The following is a 17,932-nucleotide window of genomic DNA, read 5'->3' on the forward strand; positions in this document are numbered from 1 at the left end:
CGGTGAGCAGGCAACCGGGAGCCGGGGAGTTCGTGCCGGAAACGACCGACCTGGCCGAGCTGGCTGCCGCGGCGAGCGGCTGCCGCGGATGCGATCTGTACCGGAACGCCGAACGCACCGTGTTCGGCGCCGGTCCGGCCACGGCCCGGCTCGTGCTCGTCGGCGAACAGCCCGGCGATCAGGAGGACCGGGCGGGGGAGCCGTTCGTCGGCCCCGCCGGGCGGCTGCTCGACCGGGCCCTCGAGGAGGCGGGCATCGATCGCGGCGAGGTGTACGTGACCAACGCGGTCAAGCACTTCAAGTTCGAGCGGGCCGCCGCGGGCGGGCGTCGCATCCACAAGAAACCGGCACGCGGCGAGGTCGTCGCGTGCCGGCCTTGGCTGGTCGCCGAGCTGCAGGCGGTGCGACCCGAGGTGCTCGTGTGCCTCGGCGCCACCGCGGCCCAGTCGCTGCTCGGGCCGTCGTTCCGGGTGACCGCACATCGCGGGGAGATCCTGCACCCGGATGCGGAGATCCCGTCGGATCCGGCCGTCGTCGCCACGATCCACCCCTCGGCGATTCTGCGCGGACCGAGCGAGCAGCGGGAGGAGGCGCTCGCCGGGTTGGTCGCGGATCTGCGGGTGGCCGCCGGGGCGCTGTAACGGGCGTCCTCCAGGACCACTTCGTGATCTACCTCCTTCTCGAGCTGTCGATTCGTCAGACCGAGTTCTCGGACCCGGCGCCGACAGCATCCTCTCTCACAGAAGCGTCGACGTTTCCACGCTCACCTGCATCAGAGTCCGCTCCGAGCGCTACCCCGCGCGTTTCGGCGGTCAGAGCAATGGCGACGATCGAGATCCCGGCGGTCGCGGCAATGATCAGGCTCAACGGCCAACTGCCCCCACCGAGCGCTGCGAGCAGGGCGCTGGCGATCAGAGGTGTGAAGCCGGCACCGATCAGGCTTGCGCCCTGGTAGCCCAGCGATGCTCCCGTGTACCGCACGGTGGCGCCGAACATCTCCGACAGCAGCGGCACCAGCGGAGCGAACATGATGTTCTGGATGACCTGTCCGATGACCAGGCCGACGACCAGCAACACCACCGAGCCGGAGTCCACGAGCATGTACAACGGAAACGCGTAGAGCACTGCCGCGACGGCGCCGGTGAGCACGATCGGTCGGCGCCCGACTCGATCGGACAACGCTGACGACAGTGGGATGACGACCAAGGAGACCACCGACAACAGCACCAGCACCTGCATGACGGTGGATCGCTCGTAACCGATCCCGGTCGTGTAGGAGATGATGTGCGAGGTGATCAGCGCCGTCAGCGCGAACGGCGCGATACCGGCACCGCAGGCGAGCAGTACGGGGCGCGGCGTCCTCAGCACGCGCGCCAACGGTATGCGGTCGGCACTAGTGGCGGCAGCCTTCTTGACCGCCTGCTCGAAGATGGGACTCTCGGTGAGCTGCGAGCGAATGTAGAGACCGACCACCACCAGCAGTGCGCTGAACAGGAACGGCACGCGCCAGCCCCAGGTCTCCAGGCTTTCGTCGGGTAGCAGACTGACGGTCGCCACCGCGACGGTTGCCATGAGAAAGCCGATGGGCGAGCCCAGGTTCATCACGCCGGCCCACTTGCCGCGGTTGTCGGCATCAGCGTGCTCGACGACCATCAAGGCCGCGCCGCCCCATTCGCCGCCGATGGCAATCCCCTGCGCGAACCGCAGTACGACGAGCAGTATCGGGGCTGCCACACCGATGGTCGCGTAACCGGGCAGCAGCCCGATGAGGAAGCTCGCGCTACCCATCAGGGCCATAGTCACGAACAGGATGTATTTGCGGCCCACGCGGTCACCGAAGTGGCCGAAGATGAGCCCGCCCAGTGGCCGCGCAACGTAACCCACGGCCAGGGTCCCGAACGCGGCGATCGTCGACACTGCCGGGTTCTCTCCGGGAAAGAACACCTCCCCGAACACCAGGGCGGCCATTGTGCTGTACAGCAGGAAGTCGTAGTACTCCAGAACCGTTCCGAACAGGGCCGAGAGTGCGACCTTCCGAATGTGCTTGTCGGTGCCGGTGCCGGTGCTCATGCGACGCTCCGTTCGTACTCGCGGACCGTGTTCACCAGGGCGCGGATCGCGCGGGTGCAGTTGCCTCGGGGGTAACCGAGCACACGCATCGTCTCGGCGCTGGGCTCATAGGAGAGGGTGTTCCCGCGCCCCTGCATGATCGCCGCATCCGGCAAGAGCGGGTGCGGCTCGTCACGTTCGACGATCGTGCGCCCACCCCCGGCCGCGTCGACGAGACGTTGGAAGAACTCGCGGTACCGAAGGTTCTCGTCACCGACCAGGTACGCAGCACCGGGCTCGGCGTTGCGCAACGCTCCAGCGATGGCATGCGCCAACGACTCGGCAGACATGTAGTTCGTGCCGCCCGGCGGGGCGAAGTCCGGGATCTGCGGCTCGTTGCCCGCCGCCCACGAGACGAAACGGCGGTACCGCTCCGATGAAGGCCCCGGCACGGCCCCGATGATCGACGGCGGGTTCAGCGTGCACGCGACAAACGAATCGTCCGCGAGTGCCCGGGTCTGTTCGTCAGCTTCCTTACGCGCGGCGACGTACGGATTGCCGTCGGCGAATCGCTCATCGAGTTGGTGGTAGTAACTGCCTACCTGCACGAAGTGGCGAACTCCCGCCTCTTTGGCGAGAGCAGCGAAGCGAGGCACGCCAGCACTTTGGGTGTCACGCCAGAAACGTTCGTCGTCGCTTTCCCGCGGCTTGTGCCGCACATCCTGTCCTGCGGCGAACACGATGCCGTCGAACACCGACAACTGCTCCGCGGTGAAAGTGGGGACCGTATAGTCGCCGGCCGAGACTGGAAGGCCGGCCACCGGCGAAGCGCTCGGTACCGGGCCGCGCGCTGCGACGGTGACGTCGTCTCCCAGCTGCTGGAGAAGAGTCGCGGTGGTGGCGCCGATCATGCCGGTGCCGCCGACAACAAGGATCTTCATTACTGGACGTCCTTCGGGAAGGTGGGCGGGTCAGGGTCGGGTGTGGTCAGGGGTTGCGGGGGCGATTGGTCCACCCGGATCCGCGCGGCACCCAGCCGCCGGCCGCGTGAGTGCCGCCGTCGACGTGAATGGTTCCGCCGGTGACGAATCGCGCCAGGTCACTGGCCAGGAACAAGACGGCTCCGGCGACGTCCTCGGGCTGCCCGGGGCCACCGAGTGGCGACCAGTTCGGCCACAACGGCACGTCGTCGAGCGGAACAAGAGTGGCGTACGGGACCTGCACCGTTTCGATGAGATCAGGCGCGACGGCGTTCACCCGGACCCCCGACGGGCCGACCTCTGCGGCCAACGACCGGGTGAACTGCGTGAGCGCAGCCTTGTACGCCGAGTACACGGACTGCCCGGGGATGGCCCGGTGCGATTCGACTGTCGTCAGGTTGATGATCGAGCCGCCGCCGCGCTCCACCAGTCCCGGCAGCAGCGTCTGGGTCAGGCGCAGGACGTGCGCGAAATTGATCTCGTGCAGCTCGTCCCACAGCGAGGCAGCGTTGTCTGTGAACGGTTGCTGCGCGTGGAGGAAGTGTCCGACGTTGTTGACGATGATGGACGGCCGGTGATCGACGACTTCCGCAGGGCACGGCGAGGTGCGCACGTCCCAGTCGAGGGTGGTGACGGCACCACCGGCGGCGGCGTCGAAGACAGGAGGAGGTGCCGGTGTGCTGTCCACCACGAGGACGTGGGCGCCGTGTGAGGCGAATGCTGCGGTGATCGCGGCGCCGATCCCCGCCGCCCCGCCGGTGACGACAGCGCGCCGGCCCGCCAGTAACGCTGTTGGTGTAAACCGCTGTGCTCCGGTCATGTCCCGATTACAGGCCCGCCGACCGCATTGTCCTAGCCGTTGTTCCAGTGAATGGAAGAACCGGTGAGGTGGGACATGCGGACTGTTACTACTTGACGGGCGGCACTACCGACCGACCCAGCGATGGTGTGTAAGGACACAGAATGAGCTCGAAAAACCCGGAGGAACAGGACCCAGGACAACCGCCGACCGGAGTCCTGCGGCGTGCGGCACGGATCCTCGATGTCTTCGCGGCCAAGGCCGGCACGTCCCCGGCGGGGCTGACCCTGACGCAGGTAGTTGTGGCCACCGGTCTGCCGCAGGCGTCGGTGCACCGGGCGCTGGAGCAGCTGGTAGCGCTGGATTGGCTCCGCCGCGAGGGCATGGAGTATCGGCTGGGGATGCGTATGGTCGAACTGGGTTCGGCGGCGGTCGACGCCGACGCTCTCCGCCTGGCGGCCCTGCCCAGCCTGCGATGGCTTCACCAGCAGACCGGTTGCATCGTCCAGCTCGGGGTTCTCGACGGCGACGACGTGGTCTACCTGGAACGAATCGGCGGTGAATCCCTTCCCGCGATCAAGACGCGGGCAGGCAGCAGGACGCCGGCACGACAATCCACGATCGGCACGGCTCTGCTTGCGCTCGAATCGGCACCCTCCGTCGTCGACCTCGCGATCGTGCGTGTGCGTGAATCCCGCATCGCCTACAAGCGCGACGGCTGTCTGGAAGGATTCGCCTGCCTCGCGGCTCCCATCGGCCCGCAGGGGTACGGTCGTCCCGCCGCCGTCTCGGTGTTCGGATCGGCACGGCGGGTCGACAACGAGCAACAGGTCCGCATACCGCTGCAGAGCGCTGCCGCCGCCATCTGGCAACGACTCAACGCGCCGGCAACGCCCCACCCTATGGCGGAGAAAGTACGGGCCTGAACCGCATTTCGTGCCACGAGAGGGTCGCGTCGGGACAACTCACGAAGGCCGACGATCGCCGAGGCGCCGGGTAACCCGCAACTGGAAAGTCCAGATCCTCTGCTTGAAAAATCTGGACGATCGAAGTCTCGTGTCACATTGCGATGCAGTACTTTTCATGGGATTTCGGATCGACCGACTGGGGCGGTCCCGGCCCTGAACGAGCCCGAACGTGTGTTCGCGCGCGACATGGGCACCGGCGTCAGGGCAACGCGTTCGCCCCGCCGCGAGTTCCACGAGCACGCAGGCTTTTCGGTGATTCTTGTCGAGCGTGGCCAGGACCGTGCCCATTCCGTCGTAGGGAGTTCGACCGGGACGGGATGTTCAGCTGGGTGAGGTATCGCCGCCGAGCGCGTCGACCACCCGCTGGGTGACCGCGTCGTTCCAGCCCTCGGGGGCCAGGATGTCTGCCCACAACTCGGCGGCCTCGGGACCGTAGGCGTGCCCGAAGCCGGACGGCACGTCCGCGGAGAACACCATGTCCAGCGTGACCTGCCAGAACGTGACGAACGGCAGCCAGCGCATGCCGGGGTCCACATCCGGGCCGAGCGGTTCGCGCAGCCAGTCCGGCCGCTGCAGCAGCAGCCGGAACGACCACCAGGTGATCGGATCGCTCGCGTGCTGCCAGAACACCACGCGGGGGAACTCCCACGTCGCCGGCAGAACCGCATCGTCGGGGCGGGACGCGAACCGGATGTTGCGGCCGTCGTCCACCACGGGCAGCCGCTCGAGGGAGCCGGGGTCGCGGTCGGCGGTGATCCGGCCCCACGGTTGCGCGAAGTTCGGGGTGCCCACCAGCAGCGCCCCGTCGGTGCGCGCCACGATGTCCTGACCCGACGCGAACGCGGCCTGCCCGCCGTACGAGCCGAGGCTCTCGCCGAACACCACCAGCTTCGGACGCTGCCCCTCGGGCCGGGCCGACCACTGCCGGTACACCGCCTCGAACAGGGCCCGCCCGGCCTGCTGCGGGGTCTCGCGGTCGGCGACGAACGACAGCGCGCTGGGCAGGAACGAGTACTGCATGGCGGCGATCGCCGAGTCCCCGCCGTTGACGTACTCGAAGGCCCCCGCGACGTTCGCGTTCACCCACCCGCGGCCGGTGGTGGTCACCACCGCCAGCACGCGGCGGTCGAAGGCGTTCGTGCGTTCGAGTTCGGCGACGACCCGCTCGGCGATGCCCTCGACGGAGTCCGCCGATTCGCGCCCGGCATATACGCGGATCGGGGTGCGCGCAGGCGCGCCGGTGACGGCTTCGATCTGTTCGGCGGTGGGGCCGCCCGCGACGAAGGTGCGGCCCTCCCGGCCGAGGCTGTCCCACGGCTCGTTCGACGCCGGCGACCCGGACCGTTCCGTCAGCTGGGGCTGGGTGACGCCCTCGGCGGTGCCGGTGTCGGCGACGGCCGCCGACCGCTCCGCGGCGCCGAGCAGGACCCGGTCGACGGCGCCGTCGAGCACGAACACGGCCAGCACCACGACGACGAGCACCGCCGCCAGGCGGGCGACGGGCCCAGGCACGAACCGGCCGCCGAGGCGGGTCAACCGGTCGGTGCCCCGGCGCACCGCCCGGGCCACCGTGAGCAGCAGCAGCGCGACGGCCAGCGCGATCAGCAGCACCAGTAGGTAGAAGGAACGCTGAGCCCGCGGCACGCCCACCAGATCGCGGATGATCTGCTGCCACCACGACCCGAGCACCAGGAAGGTCGGCACCAGCACCAGCGCCGCGCCGGCGAGCACCCACCAGCCGATCCGCCGGGCCCGCTCGGACCAGTGCGGATCGACGCCGCAGCGCCGGACCACCCAGGCGATCAGACAGCCCACCCCGTAGCCGATGGCGACGCTGATTCCCGTCGCCACCCCCTGCAGGTACCACACGCGCGGCAGCAGCGACGGCGTCATCGACCCCACGAAGAACACCAGCGCCAGACCCAACCCGACCGGGTGGAACCGGCGCCCGTAGCCCCGCAGCCGAGCGCGCGGCGTGCCCGTCTGCTCGTGCTCGAGGTCGGCCGCGGCGGTCAGCACAGGGCCTCGGCTACGTCGGACGTGGAGCGATCACGGAACGGGTCCGTCGGCATCTGGAACAGGATCAGCAGGTACGCGAGGAACGCGAAGACGATGGGGTTGTGCAACAACGGGTCCCACAACGAATCCAGCATCACACACGCCCCTCAGGTTCGGAGGTGTCCGGATGCGGCCGGAACGGACACCCGGACGCAAACAGGTACACCATCTTCGCCGGGCACCGGGCACCGGGACACGGCGACGCACAATGTACGGCGCTGACGCCGAATTCACCACCCGGACGGTCGCGCTCGGCGTGATCGAGCCCAGGCAGACCCACGTCGCCGATCTCCGGAATCGGGGACGAAGGTCCCTGGCGCCGCCTCCCCGGCCGGATCATGCTGGACCCATCGGGCGCCCGCACCGCCGAGTCGGCGTCCGGGGGGAGGTCGACGGTGTCCACTCCTGGTCCGTACACATCCCAGCTTCGGCGCGACGGTCCGCGGCGTCCGGACACGACGTCGACGGTGCTGCTCGCCTGCGGGATCGTGTCGTTGCTGCTGTATGTGGGAGCGCACGAGGTAGTCGCGGCCGCCCTCTACGACGGCTACGACCGCTTCGATCAGGCGATCAGCGAGCTGACGTCGGTCGGCGCACCGACGCGGGCACCCCTGACCGTCGTGGGATTCGTGTACGACGCACTGATCGTCGCCTTCGGAATCGGCGTGTGGCGCACGGGCCGTGGAGTCCGCACCCTGCGCATCGCGGGAGTTCTCCTGGTGGCCTACGCATTCGTGGGACCACTGTGGCTACCGTTCCCGATGACCGGACGCGAGAACATCGAGGCCGGGGCCGCGATGCCGCTCGCCGACACGATGCACCTGGTGCTCAGCGCGGTGACGGTGTCGCTGTGGTGCGCGCTCATCGGGTTCGCGGCCGCTGCCTTCGGCACCTGGTTCCGGGTCTACTCCGCCGTCACGGTCGCGACGATCCTGGTATTCGGCGCATGGACGGGCCGGTACGTCCCGGCCGTCGCCGCCGCCGAACCCACCCCCGGCATGGGCGCGGTCGAACGGGTGATGTTCGGTGCGTTCGTGCTGTGGATCGCGGTGCTGGCGATCGTCCTGCTCGTCGGCCGCCCGGCGTCATTTCGTGCCGAGCGACGTGCCGTCGTCCGGGGCGAGCCAGCGTGAGATCAGCGCATCGAGGGTGCCGTCCTGTGCGAGTGCACGTTGCGCATCCTCGAGTTCGCCACGCAGCACGTCGTCGCCGAGGCGCACCGCAAGCGCGATCTCCTCGCGGGTGATGCCGTACTCGACGACGTCGACGTGGGGGCGGTCGCGCGTGAGCCACCTCAGCACGGGACCGAGTTTCATGAAGGCGTCGCAGCCGCCGGTCGACAACTCGTCCAGGGCACGGTCGATCTCGTGGTACGCATACACCCGGATTCCGCCGATACGGCCTTCGGCGAGAAGGCGTTTCACCACCGGCTCACTGGTGTTGCCCTGCTGCACCCCGACGGTCAGGCCTGTCAGGTCTGCCACCCCTCGTACCGCGGGATGGCGGGCGGTGTCCACCGCCAGGGACTGCCCGGACCCGAAGTACGGCGCGCAGAACGCGGCCCGCTCCCGGCGCGACCCGGTGACGGTGGTGCCGGAGGCCACGACGTCGAAGCGCCCCGAGGCCAGCTCGTCGAAGATCGTCTCGAAGTCGTCGCCCTCGTGCGGGACGAACTCCCAGCGCCGGCCGAGACGCCGGGCAAGCGCCTGGGTGAGATCGATGTCGAATCCGACGGGCCGGTCCCGCTCGTAGAACTCGAACGGTGGGTCGGGCATCGCCGATCCCACCCGAAGCGGGGAGGCCGGGGTGGTCATTGCGGACGGCCCGGGTGAGGCCGGACCCGTGTCGTCACATCGGTTTCGGACATCGGCAACGGTCCCGTCGGTTGTGCCTGTCCGTTCCGTCGCACACTTGTCGGCACCCACTCATTGTGCGCGGCCGCCCGCCCGCAATCCAGATTCGCGAGCGGTTCAGGCGCTGGTGGCCAGCGCCGCTGCGAGCCCGAACGCGACGGACGTCGCGGCGACCTCGAGCACCGCGTTGCGCAGCGACACCTCTGCGGTGACCCGGTGCGCGGCTGCGGCCGGCACCCACGTCCGTCGCCACCACCACGCCAGCGTCAGCAGCGCCAGCAGGGTCAGGGCCTTGGCCAGCACGATGCGGCCGTAACCGGTGTCGATCAGGGCCGTGACCGAGCCGAGTCGAACGGCAGCGTCGACGACGCCCGTCGCGACGAGCACGACGACGCATCGCGCCGCGAGCACCGAGTAGCGGGGGAGCAGCCGGGCCCACGCGCCGCGGGACCGGACCGTCAGCGCCAGCGCGACGAGGGTTCCGAACCACAGCGCCGCAGCGAGCGCGTGCGCGGCGTCGAGCGGCGATCCGAGGATCTGCTGCGACATGTGCCCGGTGACCGGCCGGGCGATGAGCGCCAGCGCCGCGGCGACGAGGACCGGCACCGTCGACCACGTCGCCGACCGGCGATACGCGAGTGCCGCGACGACGGTGCACGTCAGCACGCACACCAGCGCGGCCACCCCGATCCGGCCGGTGCCCGCGCTGCCGAGATACTCCGCGAAACGCGACAGCCCGAGCCGGGACACCGGGACGTTCGTCGTGTCCGCGGCCTGTTGCACGAGTTGCACGAGCTCCGTCAGGACCCAGATCCCGCCGAGCCCGGCGATCGCGCGCCAGAGGTCGGCCGGGGCGACTGGGGGCCGCCGCTCGTCGCGCACCATGACGCCGAGCGTGGCCAGGCCGAGCACCGTCGCGCCCAGGCACAGCGACAGCGCCCGGACCCAGCTCGACGCGGCCGGGTCCGCCAGCAGCCAGCCGGCGACGACGCCCGCGGTGGCGCCGACGCCGGCGGTGAGCAGCCACGCGCGGTGCGCGGCGGTGCCGGTGCCGCTCGTCGTCAACGCTCGGCCACCGGCGTCAGGCCTTCTTCGGCTTGCGCAGCACGAACCACAGCACGCCGGCGAGGACGACGACGCCCACGACGACAAAGATCCACACGGCCGGGCCGCTGTCCTCGTCGCTGTCGGACGCGGGCGCCGCGGCACCGGCGGCGGCTGCCGCACCGGGGGCGCCCGGGCCGTCCTGCGTGAGGGTGAAGACCTGGGTGCCGGTGACGGGATGCCCGTCCGCGGAGGTCACACGGTAGGCGATGGTGTACTCGCCGGCCGGTCCGAGATCGCCGACCGCCACGGACACCGTCGCGTCCTCGACGAGGGGATCGCCCTTGGACCACAGGTTGCCGTCCGGGCCGACGACGGTCAGGGCGGCGAAGGATTCCTGCAGGGCTTCGTTGAAGGTCAGGCTCACGCGCTCGGGGCCCTGGGCGATCTGCTCGCCCGGTGCGGGCGTGCTGGCGATGACGACCGAGTGTGCGGCGGCCGGCCCGGCAGCGAACAGCAACGCTGCCGCGATCGCGCCGAGGAGCCCGGCGAGCCGGGCGAGAACGAGTGGGGTCTGTCGCCGGCGTGCGGCGACCGTGTTCGGGATGTTCATGGACTTCTCTCTCCGGTGGGGTGGGTCGCGGTCATGCCGCGACCGGTGGCCCCCGCCGTGAGATGCCCGGTGCCGCCCGGGCCGCCGCGATCGGCCGCACCGTAGCGGGCGGCAGCAACGTCCGAACCACCTCGACGCGAGGGGGCACGGTGAGCCACGCGGCCCGCACTGCCCGGGTCAGCGGCCCGCACAGGCGTTGCGCCGCCTCGAGCAGGGCCGCACACGCGACGACCGCGACGGTGTGCGCGGCGAGCATCGGCACCGACGTGTGCAGATGACCCGTCGTCACCGCGGCCAGTACCAGGTGCGTCGCCACCTGCCCGCCCGCGAGCAGCACGATTGTGGGCACCGCGCGCAGGTGGGCCGCGACGAGCCCGATCCCGGCTGCGACGGCGACGAGCAGCGTCACCTCGGCATCGCCGGGCACGCCGCCGCCCGCACTGCCGTGGGCGGCGACCGCCAGGGCGGCGGTCAGCGCTCCCGCGGCGGTGCCGCGCAGGGTCGAGCCGGGTGCCACGGTGGTCGTCGCTAGCGCACGCCGAGCCGGGCCAGCAGGTCGGCCTCGATGCCGTCCAGTTCCCGCGAGATGCCGGCGTGCGCGGCCTTCCGGCGCGGCGCCGGCATCTGCTCGGCCGCGTGCACCGCCGCGGTCAGGTCGCTGAGCCGGCCACGGATGGCGTCGGCGAACTTCTGGGTTTCGGCGTCCTTGGGGTGGCGCTCGAGGATCTCGGCGAGCGATTTCTCGGCCCCGGCGATGCGGGCGCTCAGGTGCGCGCCGTGTCCGGTGTACTCGCCGAGCTGGTCGACGGCGACGCCCATGCGCTGGGCGCGCGCGGCGTCGAGCTGGCCGCGCAGCGCGGTCACCCCCTGGTACACCAGCGGCACGAGGACCGGTGCGAGCAGTCGCACGACGGCGAGGTAGCGCCGGACCTTCGCCGCGGTGAAGCCCTTCTGCGCGGCGGCCTTCTCCTGAGCCTTGAGCGTGGCGATCTGCTGCTTCTCGACCCGGGACTGCGAGGCGATCAGCGCCTTGTCGGCCTTGACCTGCGCCTTGGCCGCCTTGATCTCGGCCTTCGCCAGGCGGCTGTCGCGCCTGCGCTGGTTCTTCGCGTTGAGTTTGGCCTCGAGCTTCGCCTTGTGCTTGAGAGCCTTCGCCTCCGCCTTGCGGGTGGCGCGGCGCTTCCGCCTGCTGAACAACGCCATCGAACAGGACCCTCCATTCGGTGTACGGCACCCACGGCGCCACGATCAGCCTATCCGTGACGGTCGTTTCCGGTTGACCCTAGGTGGGCGAATACTGTTCTTCACTGTGAACGTATCCAGCGAGAGGCGGACCTCGCCGGTCCTGATCGAGGCGAGCGCGCTGACCCGGTGCCGGCACCGTGTCCATCTGGACGCGGCTTTTCCGGACGCGTTGAGCGCGGCCCCGGAACACCCGGGAGCCAAGCAGCGGCAGGAGGCGGCGGCCACGCACCGCGAGGCCGTGCGGCAGCGGCTGTTCGACGCCCACCCCGGTGAGTGGGTGTGGATCGATCCCGAGGGACCGGCGTCGCGGCGTGCCGAAGCCACCCTCGATGCGTGCCGTCGCGGCGCGAACCGGATCTGGGGTGCGGTCCTGCCGGCGGAACCCGATACCGGTCGGCGCGGCCGGGCCGAAATTCTGCTGCGCGACGTCGAACGCGGCGGCTACATCCCGGTGATCGTGGTCAATCACAAGGTCACCGACCCGGGTCGCGGTGCGGCGACCTCCGGGCTGTTCGTGTGGGAGCCGGTGGTCGACGAGACCCGCAAGGTACGCGGTCAGGTGCGCGACCAGATGCGGGTGGCCCACCTGTACCGGATGCTCGAGCGTCACGGGTTGGCCAGCCCCGCGCAGGTCGGGGGCGCCATCGGCTACGGCGGGGACTGCATCCTCGTGCACGACCTCGGCGCGATTCTCGAGGACTACGACACGCGGCTGGCCGACCGGCTCGCGATCGCGCGGGGCGAGACCCCGACGGAACCGTCGCAGATCGGGGAGTGCAAGACCTGCCCGTGGTGGCCACGGTGCCGCGAGCAGCTGAGCGCGACGCACGACGTGTCCCTGGTTGCGCCGGGACAACGCGCGACGGTGCTGCGCGAGCTGGGTGTGCACACGATCGACGAGCTGGCCCGCTGGGAGGGGGACCCGCCCGAGGTCTGGCCGCAGGGCTCGTTCGAGGACACCGTCGTGGTGGCCAAGGCATGGCTGGCGGGTGCGCCGCTGGTGCGACGGCACGACCACGTGCACGTGCGTCGGGCGGACATAGAGATCGACATCGACATGGAGAGCTACCACGAACACGGCGCGTACCTGTGGGGCACGCTGCTCAACGTCGACGGGATCTCCGCGTACCGGGCGTTCGTCAGTTGGGATCCGGTGCCGACCGACGACGAGGCCCGCTCGTTCGCGGAGTTCTGGACGTGGTTGTCCGCGGAGCGCGCCGCCGCCGCGGCGAGCGGGAAAACCTTTGCGGCCTACTGCTATTCCCGTACCGCGGAGGACAAGTGGCTGCTCGGCTCGGCCCGCCGGTTCGCCGGCTTCCCGGGGGTGCCGACCGAGGCCGAGGTGCGCGAGTTCATCGACTCGCCGCAGTGGGTGGACATCTACCAGGTCGTCACCGATCAGTTCGTGTGCCCGAACGGCAAGGGGCTCAAGAAGATCGCGCCGATCGCGGGTCACCGCTGGCGCGACGAGGAGGCCGGCGGCGAGGCGTCGATGAGCTGGTACCGCGAGGCCGTCGGCTACGACGGGGATCCGGACCCGCAGCAGCGACGCCGGCTGCTCGAGTACAACGAGGACGACGTGATCGCCACGAAGGTGCTCCGTGAGTGGATGAGCGAGCGTGCGGTGCACGAGATCCCGCACATCTCGGACCTGTAGGTCACTGCCGCGGTGCGGCGCCAGGTCACTGCCGCGGTGCGGCGCCAGGTCACTGCCGCGGTGCGGCGCCAGGTCACTGCCGCGGTGCGGCGCCAGGTCACTGCCGCGGTGCGGCGCCAGGTCACTGCCGCGGGGGAGGCACCGCCTCGGCGAGCCGGATCAGGGCGTCGACCACCGGCGGGCCGAACATCACGGGATCGTTGTGCTCGGCGCCCGGCAGGGCCACCTTCTCGACGAGCCGACGGGCGGCGGCGGCCACGGTTTCGCTCTGCCCGGGCGGGACGATCGTGTCCGCGGTCCCGTACACGACGGTGATCGGCACGTCGAGTCGCGCGACGGTCTCGGCGACCGGGAAGCGGTCCCACATGAGCGCGGTGGGCAGCAGCGGGTAGTGGTGCCGGCCGACGGTGGGCAGATCGACGAACGGCGAGCGCAGCAGCATGCCGGCGGGTGGATGCTCGGCGGCGAGGCCGGTCACCACCCCGGTGCCCAGGCTCTCCCCGAGGTAGAGCAGCCGGTCCGGAGGGACGTTCTCGCGCTCGAGGAGGTACTGCCGGGCGGCGCGCACGTCGCGGGCGAGGCCGTCCTCGCTCGGGCGGCCGGGGTTGCCGCCGTAGCCGCGGTAGTCGAAGAGCAGGGTGTCGAAACCCGCCCGGGCGAGTGCCGTCGCCAGCGGAGCGCGGTCGAGGCGGTTGCCGCCGTTGCCCGAGGCGAGCAGCACCGTGAAGCCGCGCTGGACGGGGCGGGCCGGGACGAACCAGGCGCCGAGTTCGAGCCCCTCGGAGGTCGTCAGCCGCACGTCGCGGGCTCCGGGGATCAGCGACTGCGCCGGCGGGGGCGGGGACCGGTCGGGCAGGTAGATCAGCCGGCGCTGCCCGAACCACAGCACCGAGGCGAGCACCGCGACGACCGCGACCACGAGCCATACCAGGCGCATGAGTTGCATGGTGTGTCCTTCGGGCGGCCCTGGCAACCCGAAGGACACACCGGCGGCGGAGCGGCCTACCGCGGCGCCATGCGCAGTGCGCCGTCCATGCGGATGGTCTCGCCGTTGAGGTAGTCGTGCTCGGCGATCATCTGCACCAGCTGGGCGTACTCGGTCGGCTGGGCGAGGCGGGACGGGAAGGGCACGCCCGCCTCGAGGCCCTTGCGGTACTCCTCGGTGACGCCGGCGAGCATCGGGGTGTCGACGATACCGGGGGCGATGGTGTTGACCCGGATGCCGTACTGGGCCAGGTCGCGGGCCGCGGGGACGGTCATTCCGTGGACGCCGCCCTTGGAGGCCGAGTACGCGATCTGGCCGATCTGGCCCTCGAACGCGGCGACGGAGGCGGTGTTGACGATGACGCCGCGCTGGCCGTACTCGTCGACGGGCTCGGTCTTGGACATCGCGTCGGCTGCCAGGCGCAGCACGTTGAACGTGCCGAGCAGGTTGACGGTGATGACGGTGCGGAACAGCTCGAGGTCGTGCGGGCCGTTCTTCGACAGCACCCGGCCGGCCCAGCCGACGCCGGCGCAGTTGACGACGATGCGCAGCGGCACGCCCGAGGCGACGATCTGGTCGACGGCGGCCTGCACGTCCTCGGCGCTGGTGACGTCGGTGGCGATGAGGGTGACGCCGGCGGGCGCCTTGTCGCCGACGCGTTCGATGGACTGTGCGAGGTCGAGACCGAAGACGGTCGCGCCGGCGTCGGCGAGACGCTGGGCGGTGGCTGCGCCGAGACCGGACGCCGCGCCGGTGACCAGTGCGGCGGTTCCCTGAATTTCCACTGCCGTGCTCCTTTCGTGGCGCCACCGTTCGGCGTGCGCCTTGTCGACGGTGGCACCTTAGCGCGCGCTAGCTCCGCTCGGTGCGCGGCGGCGGGCCGCATGCCACCCTCGGGGGATGGCGCGGACGTGGTTGCCGGTGCCGGTGGAGCCGCTCGGCACCCGCCGGCGCGCAGAGCCGGAACCTACCGCCGGTCGCCGCGTCCGAGGCGCGTCGCGCCGATTCCGGCGGCGACGAGGCACGCCGCGGCGCCGAGCAGCAGCCCGGCCCGCCCGCCCCACTGCTCGCTGACCCACCCCGCGATCGGGCCGCCGACGGCGGTGGAGCCGAGGAAGGCCACGGCGAACAGCGCCATCACCCGCCCGCGCATGCCGGGGGCCGCGGCGAGCTGCAGGGAACTGTTGGTGGTGGCGGTGAACGCGACGCTGAGGACGCCGACCAGCACCATCGCGGCGAGCATGAGCTCGAGGGTGGGCGCCGCCGCGGCCGCGATCAGCACCACGCCGAACACTGCGGAGGTGACCACGACAGCGGTCGTGCCGGTGCGACCCCAGGTGGCGACGGCGAGACCGCCGACGACGGCACCCGCACCCATCGCGGCGGTGAGAAAGCCGTAGGTCTCGGCGCCGGCGTCGAAGGTCTGTCGGGCGACGACGGGCAGCACCACCTGGAACTCGTACGCCAGGCAGCCCACCAGTGCCATCATCAGCAACGGAACCGCGAGGGCCGGGGTCTGCCGCACGTGGGCGAAGCCTTCGCGGAGCTGCCCGCGGGCACGGGCGGCCGGTGGCGACGGGCGCAGTAGGGACAGGTCCAGGCCGGCGAGCGAGGCGACGACGGCGACGAAGCTGAGCGCGTTGAGCAGGAAGCACACCCCGAGGCCGCCGACGGCGATGATCAGTCCCGCGACGGCCGGGCCGATCAGGCGCGCGACGGACGCCAGCACCGATTGCAGGCTCACGGCGTTGCGCAGGTCCTCCGGCCCGACGAGCTCGAGCATGAACGACTGGCGGGCGGGGTTCTCGAAGCACTGCTCGAGGCCGAGGACGACGGCGAGGACGTAGACGTGCCACAGTTGGACGGCGCCGGTGACGGTGAGCAGGCCCAAGACGAGGGCCTGCACGCCCATCGCGGACTGCAGGCCGATCATGAGCCGGCGCTTGTCGACGCGGTCGGCGACCACACCGCCGTAGGGGCCGAGCAGCAGCATCGGCACGGTCTGCAGGGCCAGGACGAGGCCGATGGCCGTGCCGGAACCGGTGAGTTCGAGCACCAGCCAGGACTGGGCGACCGTCTGCATCCACGTGCCGATCAGGGAGATCGCCTGTCCGCTGATGTAGCGACGGAAGTTGGCGCCGCGGAAGGCGGCGAAGGTCTGTCCGCGCAGGTCGGCGAGGACGGTCATCGGCGTTCCTCTGCGGAGCGACGGCACATCTGCTCGGCGAGCGCTTCCAGCGCCGGCAGGGCGTCGTGCAGGGCGTGGAGCCGATCGGGGGACAGTTCCGCGAGGTGCTCGGTGAACACCGCGGTACGCATGCGACGCAGGTCGGCGAAGGTGCGGGCACCGGTGTCGGTGATGTGGGCGCGGACGACGCGCTTGTCGTCGGGATCGGGGGAGCGGGTGAGCAGCCCGGCGTCCTCGAGCTTGCCGAGCATCCGCGAGAGCATGGTGGGGTTGAGGCCCTCGATCTCGGCGAGTTCGCGCACGCCGACGGTCTCGCGGCGGGCGACGGTGGCGAGGATCGAGAACTGGGAGCGGGTGAGTCCACCCGCCCCGGTGGTGCGGCGGTCGACGCGGCGCGCGATGCGGCCGAGCGCCACGCGCAGGCGGTTGACGTCTTCTTCGTCGAAGCGATCGTGTGCGGTCGTGATGCCACCTCCATTTAGTTGCCTATCGGCAAGCATACTCCTGGAGGCGGCCGCGCAGGCGTCCGGAGCGCGCCCTCTACCGTTTGACGGAGTCCGAGGGGACGGGGACCGGCCGGGCCTCGACGCGGCGGCGCAGCAGGGCTCGACCGGCCACGACGGCGAGCGCGAGGGCGAGCGTCACACCGCCCGCGACGGGGCCGACGGGCGAGCCGGGAAACAGGCCCTCGCCGAGCATCCAGGCGCCGAACCCGAAGAACAGCGCCGCCGCCGCCAGCCGGATCGCGTTCTCCGGCAGGTGCCTGCCGAGGACGGCACCGAGGACGATGGCCAGGGCGTCGGCGGCCACCATGCCGACCGTCGAGCCGACCCACACGCCGGCCCAGTCGTTGTCCGCGGCCAGGGTGATGGTGGCGAGCATGGTCTTGTCGCCGAGTTCGGCGAGGAAGAAGGCCGACAGGACGGCCAGGAAGGCCGAGCGGGTGACGCGGGCGGCCTTGCCCTGCTCGTCCTCGTCGAGAGAGTCGCCGCGCAGTGTCCACAGGCCGAAGAACAGGAAGGCCAGGCCGCCGACGACCGCCATGGCCGAGGTGGGGATCGCAAGACCCAGGTAGTGGCCCACGGCGACGGAGACGAGGTGCACGGCGGTCGTGGCCGCGAGAATGCCGGACAGCACCACCCACCAGCGGTAGCGAAGCGCGAACGTCATCGCCATGAGCTGCGACTTGTCGCCGAGCTCGGCCACGAACACCACGGCGAAACTCAGAACCAGGGCGGACCACATTCCGGGTTGCTCCTCCTCGTGTCGATGTGGAGGAGGTGGGGACCTTCCTCCGGCCGGGCGACGCGGATGCGTCACGGCCGAAGGTCTCGCCCACCGGTGCGGATTCCGGTTCGCCGGGCCGGGCTGAACGCCAGTATGTCGACCGGGCGATTGCGGGCTACTCCCCTTCGCTTAGGCAACCATAATTGGCACGGCACGAAATCGCAAAGGCGCCAACAAGTTTGGGAACCCGAACTTTCGGCTGCGGG

19 protein-coding genes are annotated in these 17,932 nt (G+C 70.7%); 4 read left to right on the plus strand and 15 right to left on the minus strand.

What is annotated here, in order from left to right; genetic code table 11:
• Window positions 1-2: 2 nt before the first annotated feature.
• Entirely contained in the window at window positions 3-641 is a 639-nt protein-coding gene (locus AC2IPW_RS00800) for a UdgX family uracil-DNA binding protein (protein ID WP_003939375.1), read from the plus strand.
• Between the two features lie 55 nt (window positions 642-696).
• On the opposite strand, the gene AC2IPW_RS00805 is transcribed toward AC2IPW_RS00800, so the two are convergent.
• Genes AC2IPW_RS00805 through AC2IPW_RS00815 form a run of 3 tightly spaced genes read right to left on the minus strand, consistent with a single transcriptional unit; the run spans window position 697 to window position 3,849 of the window.
• On the minus strand, window positions 697-2,070 hold the full coding sequence (locus AC2IPW_RS00805) for an MFS transporter (protein ID WP_486376054.1): 1,374 nt from the start codon (window positions 2,068-2,070) through the stop codon (window positions 697-699).
• Complete coding sequence (locus AC2IPW_RS00810) at window positions 2,067-2,990, minus strand: NAD-dependent epimerase/dehydratase family protein (protein ID WP_486376055.1); 924 nt, start codon at window positions 2,988-2,990, stop codon at window positions 2,067-2,069. Before AC2IPW_RS00810 ends, AC2IPW_RS00805 begins: the two co-directional genes overlap by 4 nt.
• Window positions 2,991-3,036: 46 nt before the next feature.
• Window positions 3,037-3,849: an SDR family NAD(P)-dependent oxidoreductase gene (locus AC2IPW_RS00815; protein WP_416062401.1), complete on the minus strand. Its 813-nt coding sequence runs from the start codon at window positions 3,847-3,849 to the stop codon at window positions 3,037-3,039.
• 143 nt (window positions 3,850-3,992) lie between these two features.
• On the opposite strand from AC2IPW_RS00815, the gene AC2IPW_RS00820 reads away from it, so the two are divergent.
• On the plus strand, window positions 3,993-4,754 hold the full coding sequence (locus tag AC2IPW_RS00820) for an IclR family transcriptional regulator (protein ID WP_486376056.1): 762 nt from the start codon (window positions 3,993-3,995) through the stop codon (window positions 4,752-4,754).
• A 363-nt stretch (window positions 4,755-5,117) separates the two neighbouring features.
• Here the strand turns inward: AC2IPW_RS00820 and AC2IPW_RS00825 are convergent, their stop codons facing one another.
• Both AC2IPW_RS00825 and AC2IPW_RS00830 read right to left on the minus strand, forming a co-directional pair.
• Window positions 5,118-6,815 (minus strand): alpha/beta hydrolase, encoded by a 1,698-nt coding sequence (locus AC2IPW_RS00825; RefSeq protein WP_486376057.1) that lies wholly within the window; start codon window positions 6,813-6,815, stop codon window positions 5,118-5,120.
• On the minus strand, window positions 6,809-6,949 hold the full coding sequence (locus tag AC2IPW_RS00830) for a hypothetical protein (protein ID WP_416062404.1): 141 nt from the start codon (window positions 6,947-6,949) through the stop codon (window positions 6,809-6,811). The genes AC2IPW_RS00825 and AC2IPW_RS00830 overlap by 7 nt, the downstream gene beginning before the upstream one ends.
• A 300-nt stretch (window positions 6,950-7,249) precedes the next feature.
• Between AC2IPW_RS00830 and AC2IPW_RS00835 the strand changes: the two genes are divergently transcribed.
• Window positions 7,250-7,987 (plus strand): DUF998 domain-containing protein, encoded by a 738-nt coding sequence (locus tag AC2IPW_RS00835; protein WP_486376058.1) that lies wholly within the window; start codon window positions 7,250-7,252, stop codon window positions 7,985-7,987.
• Here the strand turns inward: AC2IPW_RS00835 and AC2IPW_RS00840 are convergent.
• From AC2IPW_RS00840 to AC2IPW_RS00860, 5 genes are all read right to left on the minus strand, one after another.
• Window positions 7,940-8,668, minus strand: coding sequence for an ABC transporter substrate-binding protein (locus AC2IPW_RS00840; RefSeq protein WP_486376059.1), 729 nt, complete (start codon window positions 8,666-8,668; stop codon window positions 7,940-7,942). The genes AC2IPW_RS00835 and AC2IPW_RS00840 overlap by 48 nt on opposite strands.
• Before the next feature lie 156 nt (window positions 8,669-8,824).
• Complete coding sequence (locus tag AC2IPW_RS00845; protein WP_486376060.1) at window positions 8,825-9,772, minus strand: CopD family protein; 948 nt, start codon at window positions 9,770-9,772, stop codon at window positions 8,825-8,827.
• A gap of 16 nt (window positions 9,773-9,788) precedes the next feature.
• Window positions 9,789-10,364, minus strand: coding sequence for a copper resistance CopC family protein (locus AC2IPW_RS00850; protein WP_486376061.1), 576 nt, complete (start codon window positions 10,362-10,364; stop codon window positions 9,789-9,791).
• 31 nt (window positions 10,365-10,395) lie between these two features.
• The gene (locus AC2IPW_RS00855; RefSeq protein WP_289379174.1) at window positions 10,396-10,881 is read right to left on the minus strand and encodes a hypothetical protein; all 486 of its coding nucleotides are present in this window, start codon (window positions 10,879-10,881) and stop codon (window positions 10,396-10,398) included.
• A gap of 11 nt (window positions 10,882-10,892) precedes the next feature.
• The gene (locus tag AC2IPW_RS00860; protein ID WP_054372574.1) at window positions 10,893-11,567 is read right to left on the minus strand and encodes a DUF6474 family protein; all 675 of its coding nucleotides are present in this window, start codon (window positions 11,565-11,567) and stop codon (window positions 10,893-10,895) included.
• 106 nt (window positions 11,568-11,673) lie between these two features.
• On the opposite strand from AC2IPW_RS00860, the gene AC2IPW_RS00865 reads away from it, so the two are divergent.
• Entirely contained in the window at window positions 11,674-13,266 is a 1,593-nt protein-coding gene (locus tag AC2IPW_RS00865; RefSeq protein WP_486376062.1) for a TM0106 family RecB-like putative nuclease, read from the plus strand.
• A gap of 121 nt (window positions 13,267-13,387) precedes the next feature.
• Here AC2IPW_RS00865 and AC2IPW_RS00870 read toward each other — a convergent pair whose 3' ends face one another.
• The 5 genes from AC2IPW_RS00870 to AC2IPW_RS00890 all read right to left on the minus strand — a co-directional run bounded on the left by AC2IPW_RS00870 (window position 13,388) and on the right by AC2IPW_RS00890 (window position 17,684).
• Window positions 13,388-14,203 (minus strand): alpha/beta hydrolase, encoded by an 816-nt coding sequence (locus AC2IPW_RS00870; RefSeq protein ID WP_486377070.1) that lies wholly within the window; start codon window positions 14,201-14,203, stop codon window positions 13,388-13,390.
• A 65-nt stretch (window positions 14,204-14,268) separates the two neighbouring features.
• The gene (locus AC2IPW_RS00875) at window positions 14,269-15,036 is read right to left on the minus strand and encodes an SDR family NAD(P)-dependent oxidoreductase (protein ID WP_486376063.1); all 768 of its coding nucleotides are present in this window, start codon (window positions 15,034-15,036) and stop codon (window positions 14,269-14,271) included.
• Between the two features lie 182 nt (window positions 15,037-15,218).
• Entirely contained in the window at window positions 15,219-16,439 is a 1,221-nt protein-coding gene (locus AC2IPW_RS00880; protein ID WP_486376064.1) for an MFS transporter, read from the minus strand.
• On the minus strand, window positions 16,436-16,855 hold the full coding sequence (locus AC2IPW_RS00885) for a MarR family winged helix-turn-helix transcriptional regulator (RefSeq protein ID WP_003939394.1): 420 nt from the start codon (window positions 16,853-16,855) through the stop codon (window positions 16,436-16,438). Before AC2IPW_RS00885 ends, AC2IPW_RS00880 begins: the two co-directional genes overlap by 4 nt.
• Before the next feature lie 124 nt (window positions 16,856-16,979).
• Window positions 16,980-17,684, minus strand: coding sequence for a TMEM165/GDT1 family protein (locus AC2IPW_RS00890; RefSeq protein ID WP_486376065.1), 705 nt, complete (start codon window positions 17,682-17,684; stop codon window positions 16,980-16,982).
• Window positions 17,685-17,932: the final 248 nt, after the last annotated feature.

The organism is Rhodococcus sp. NS-SX18 (assembly GCF_057367935.1).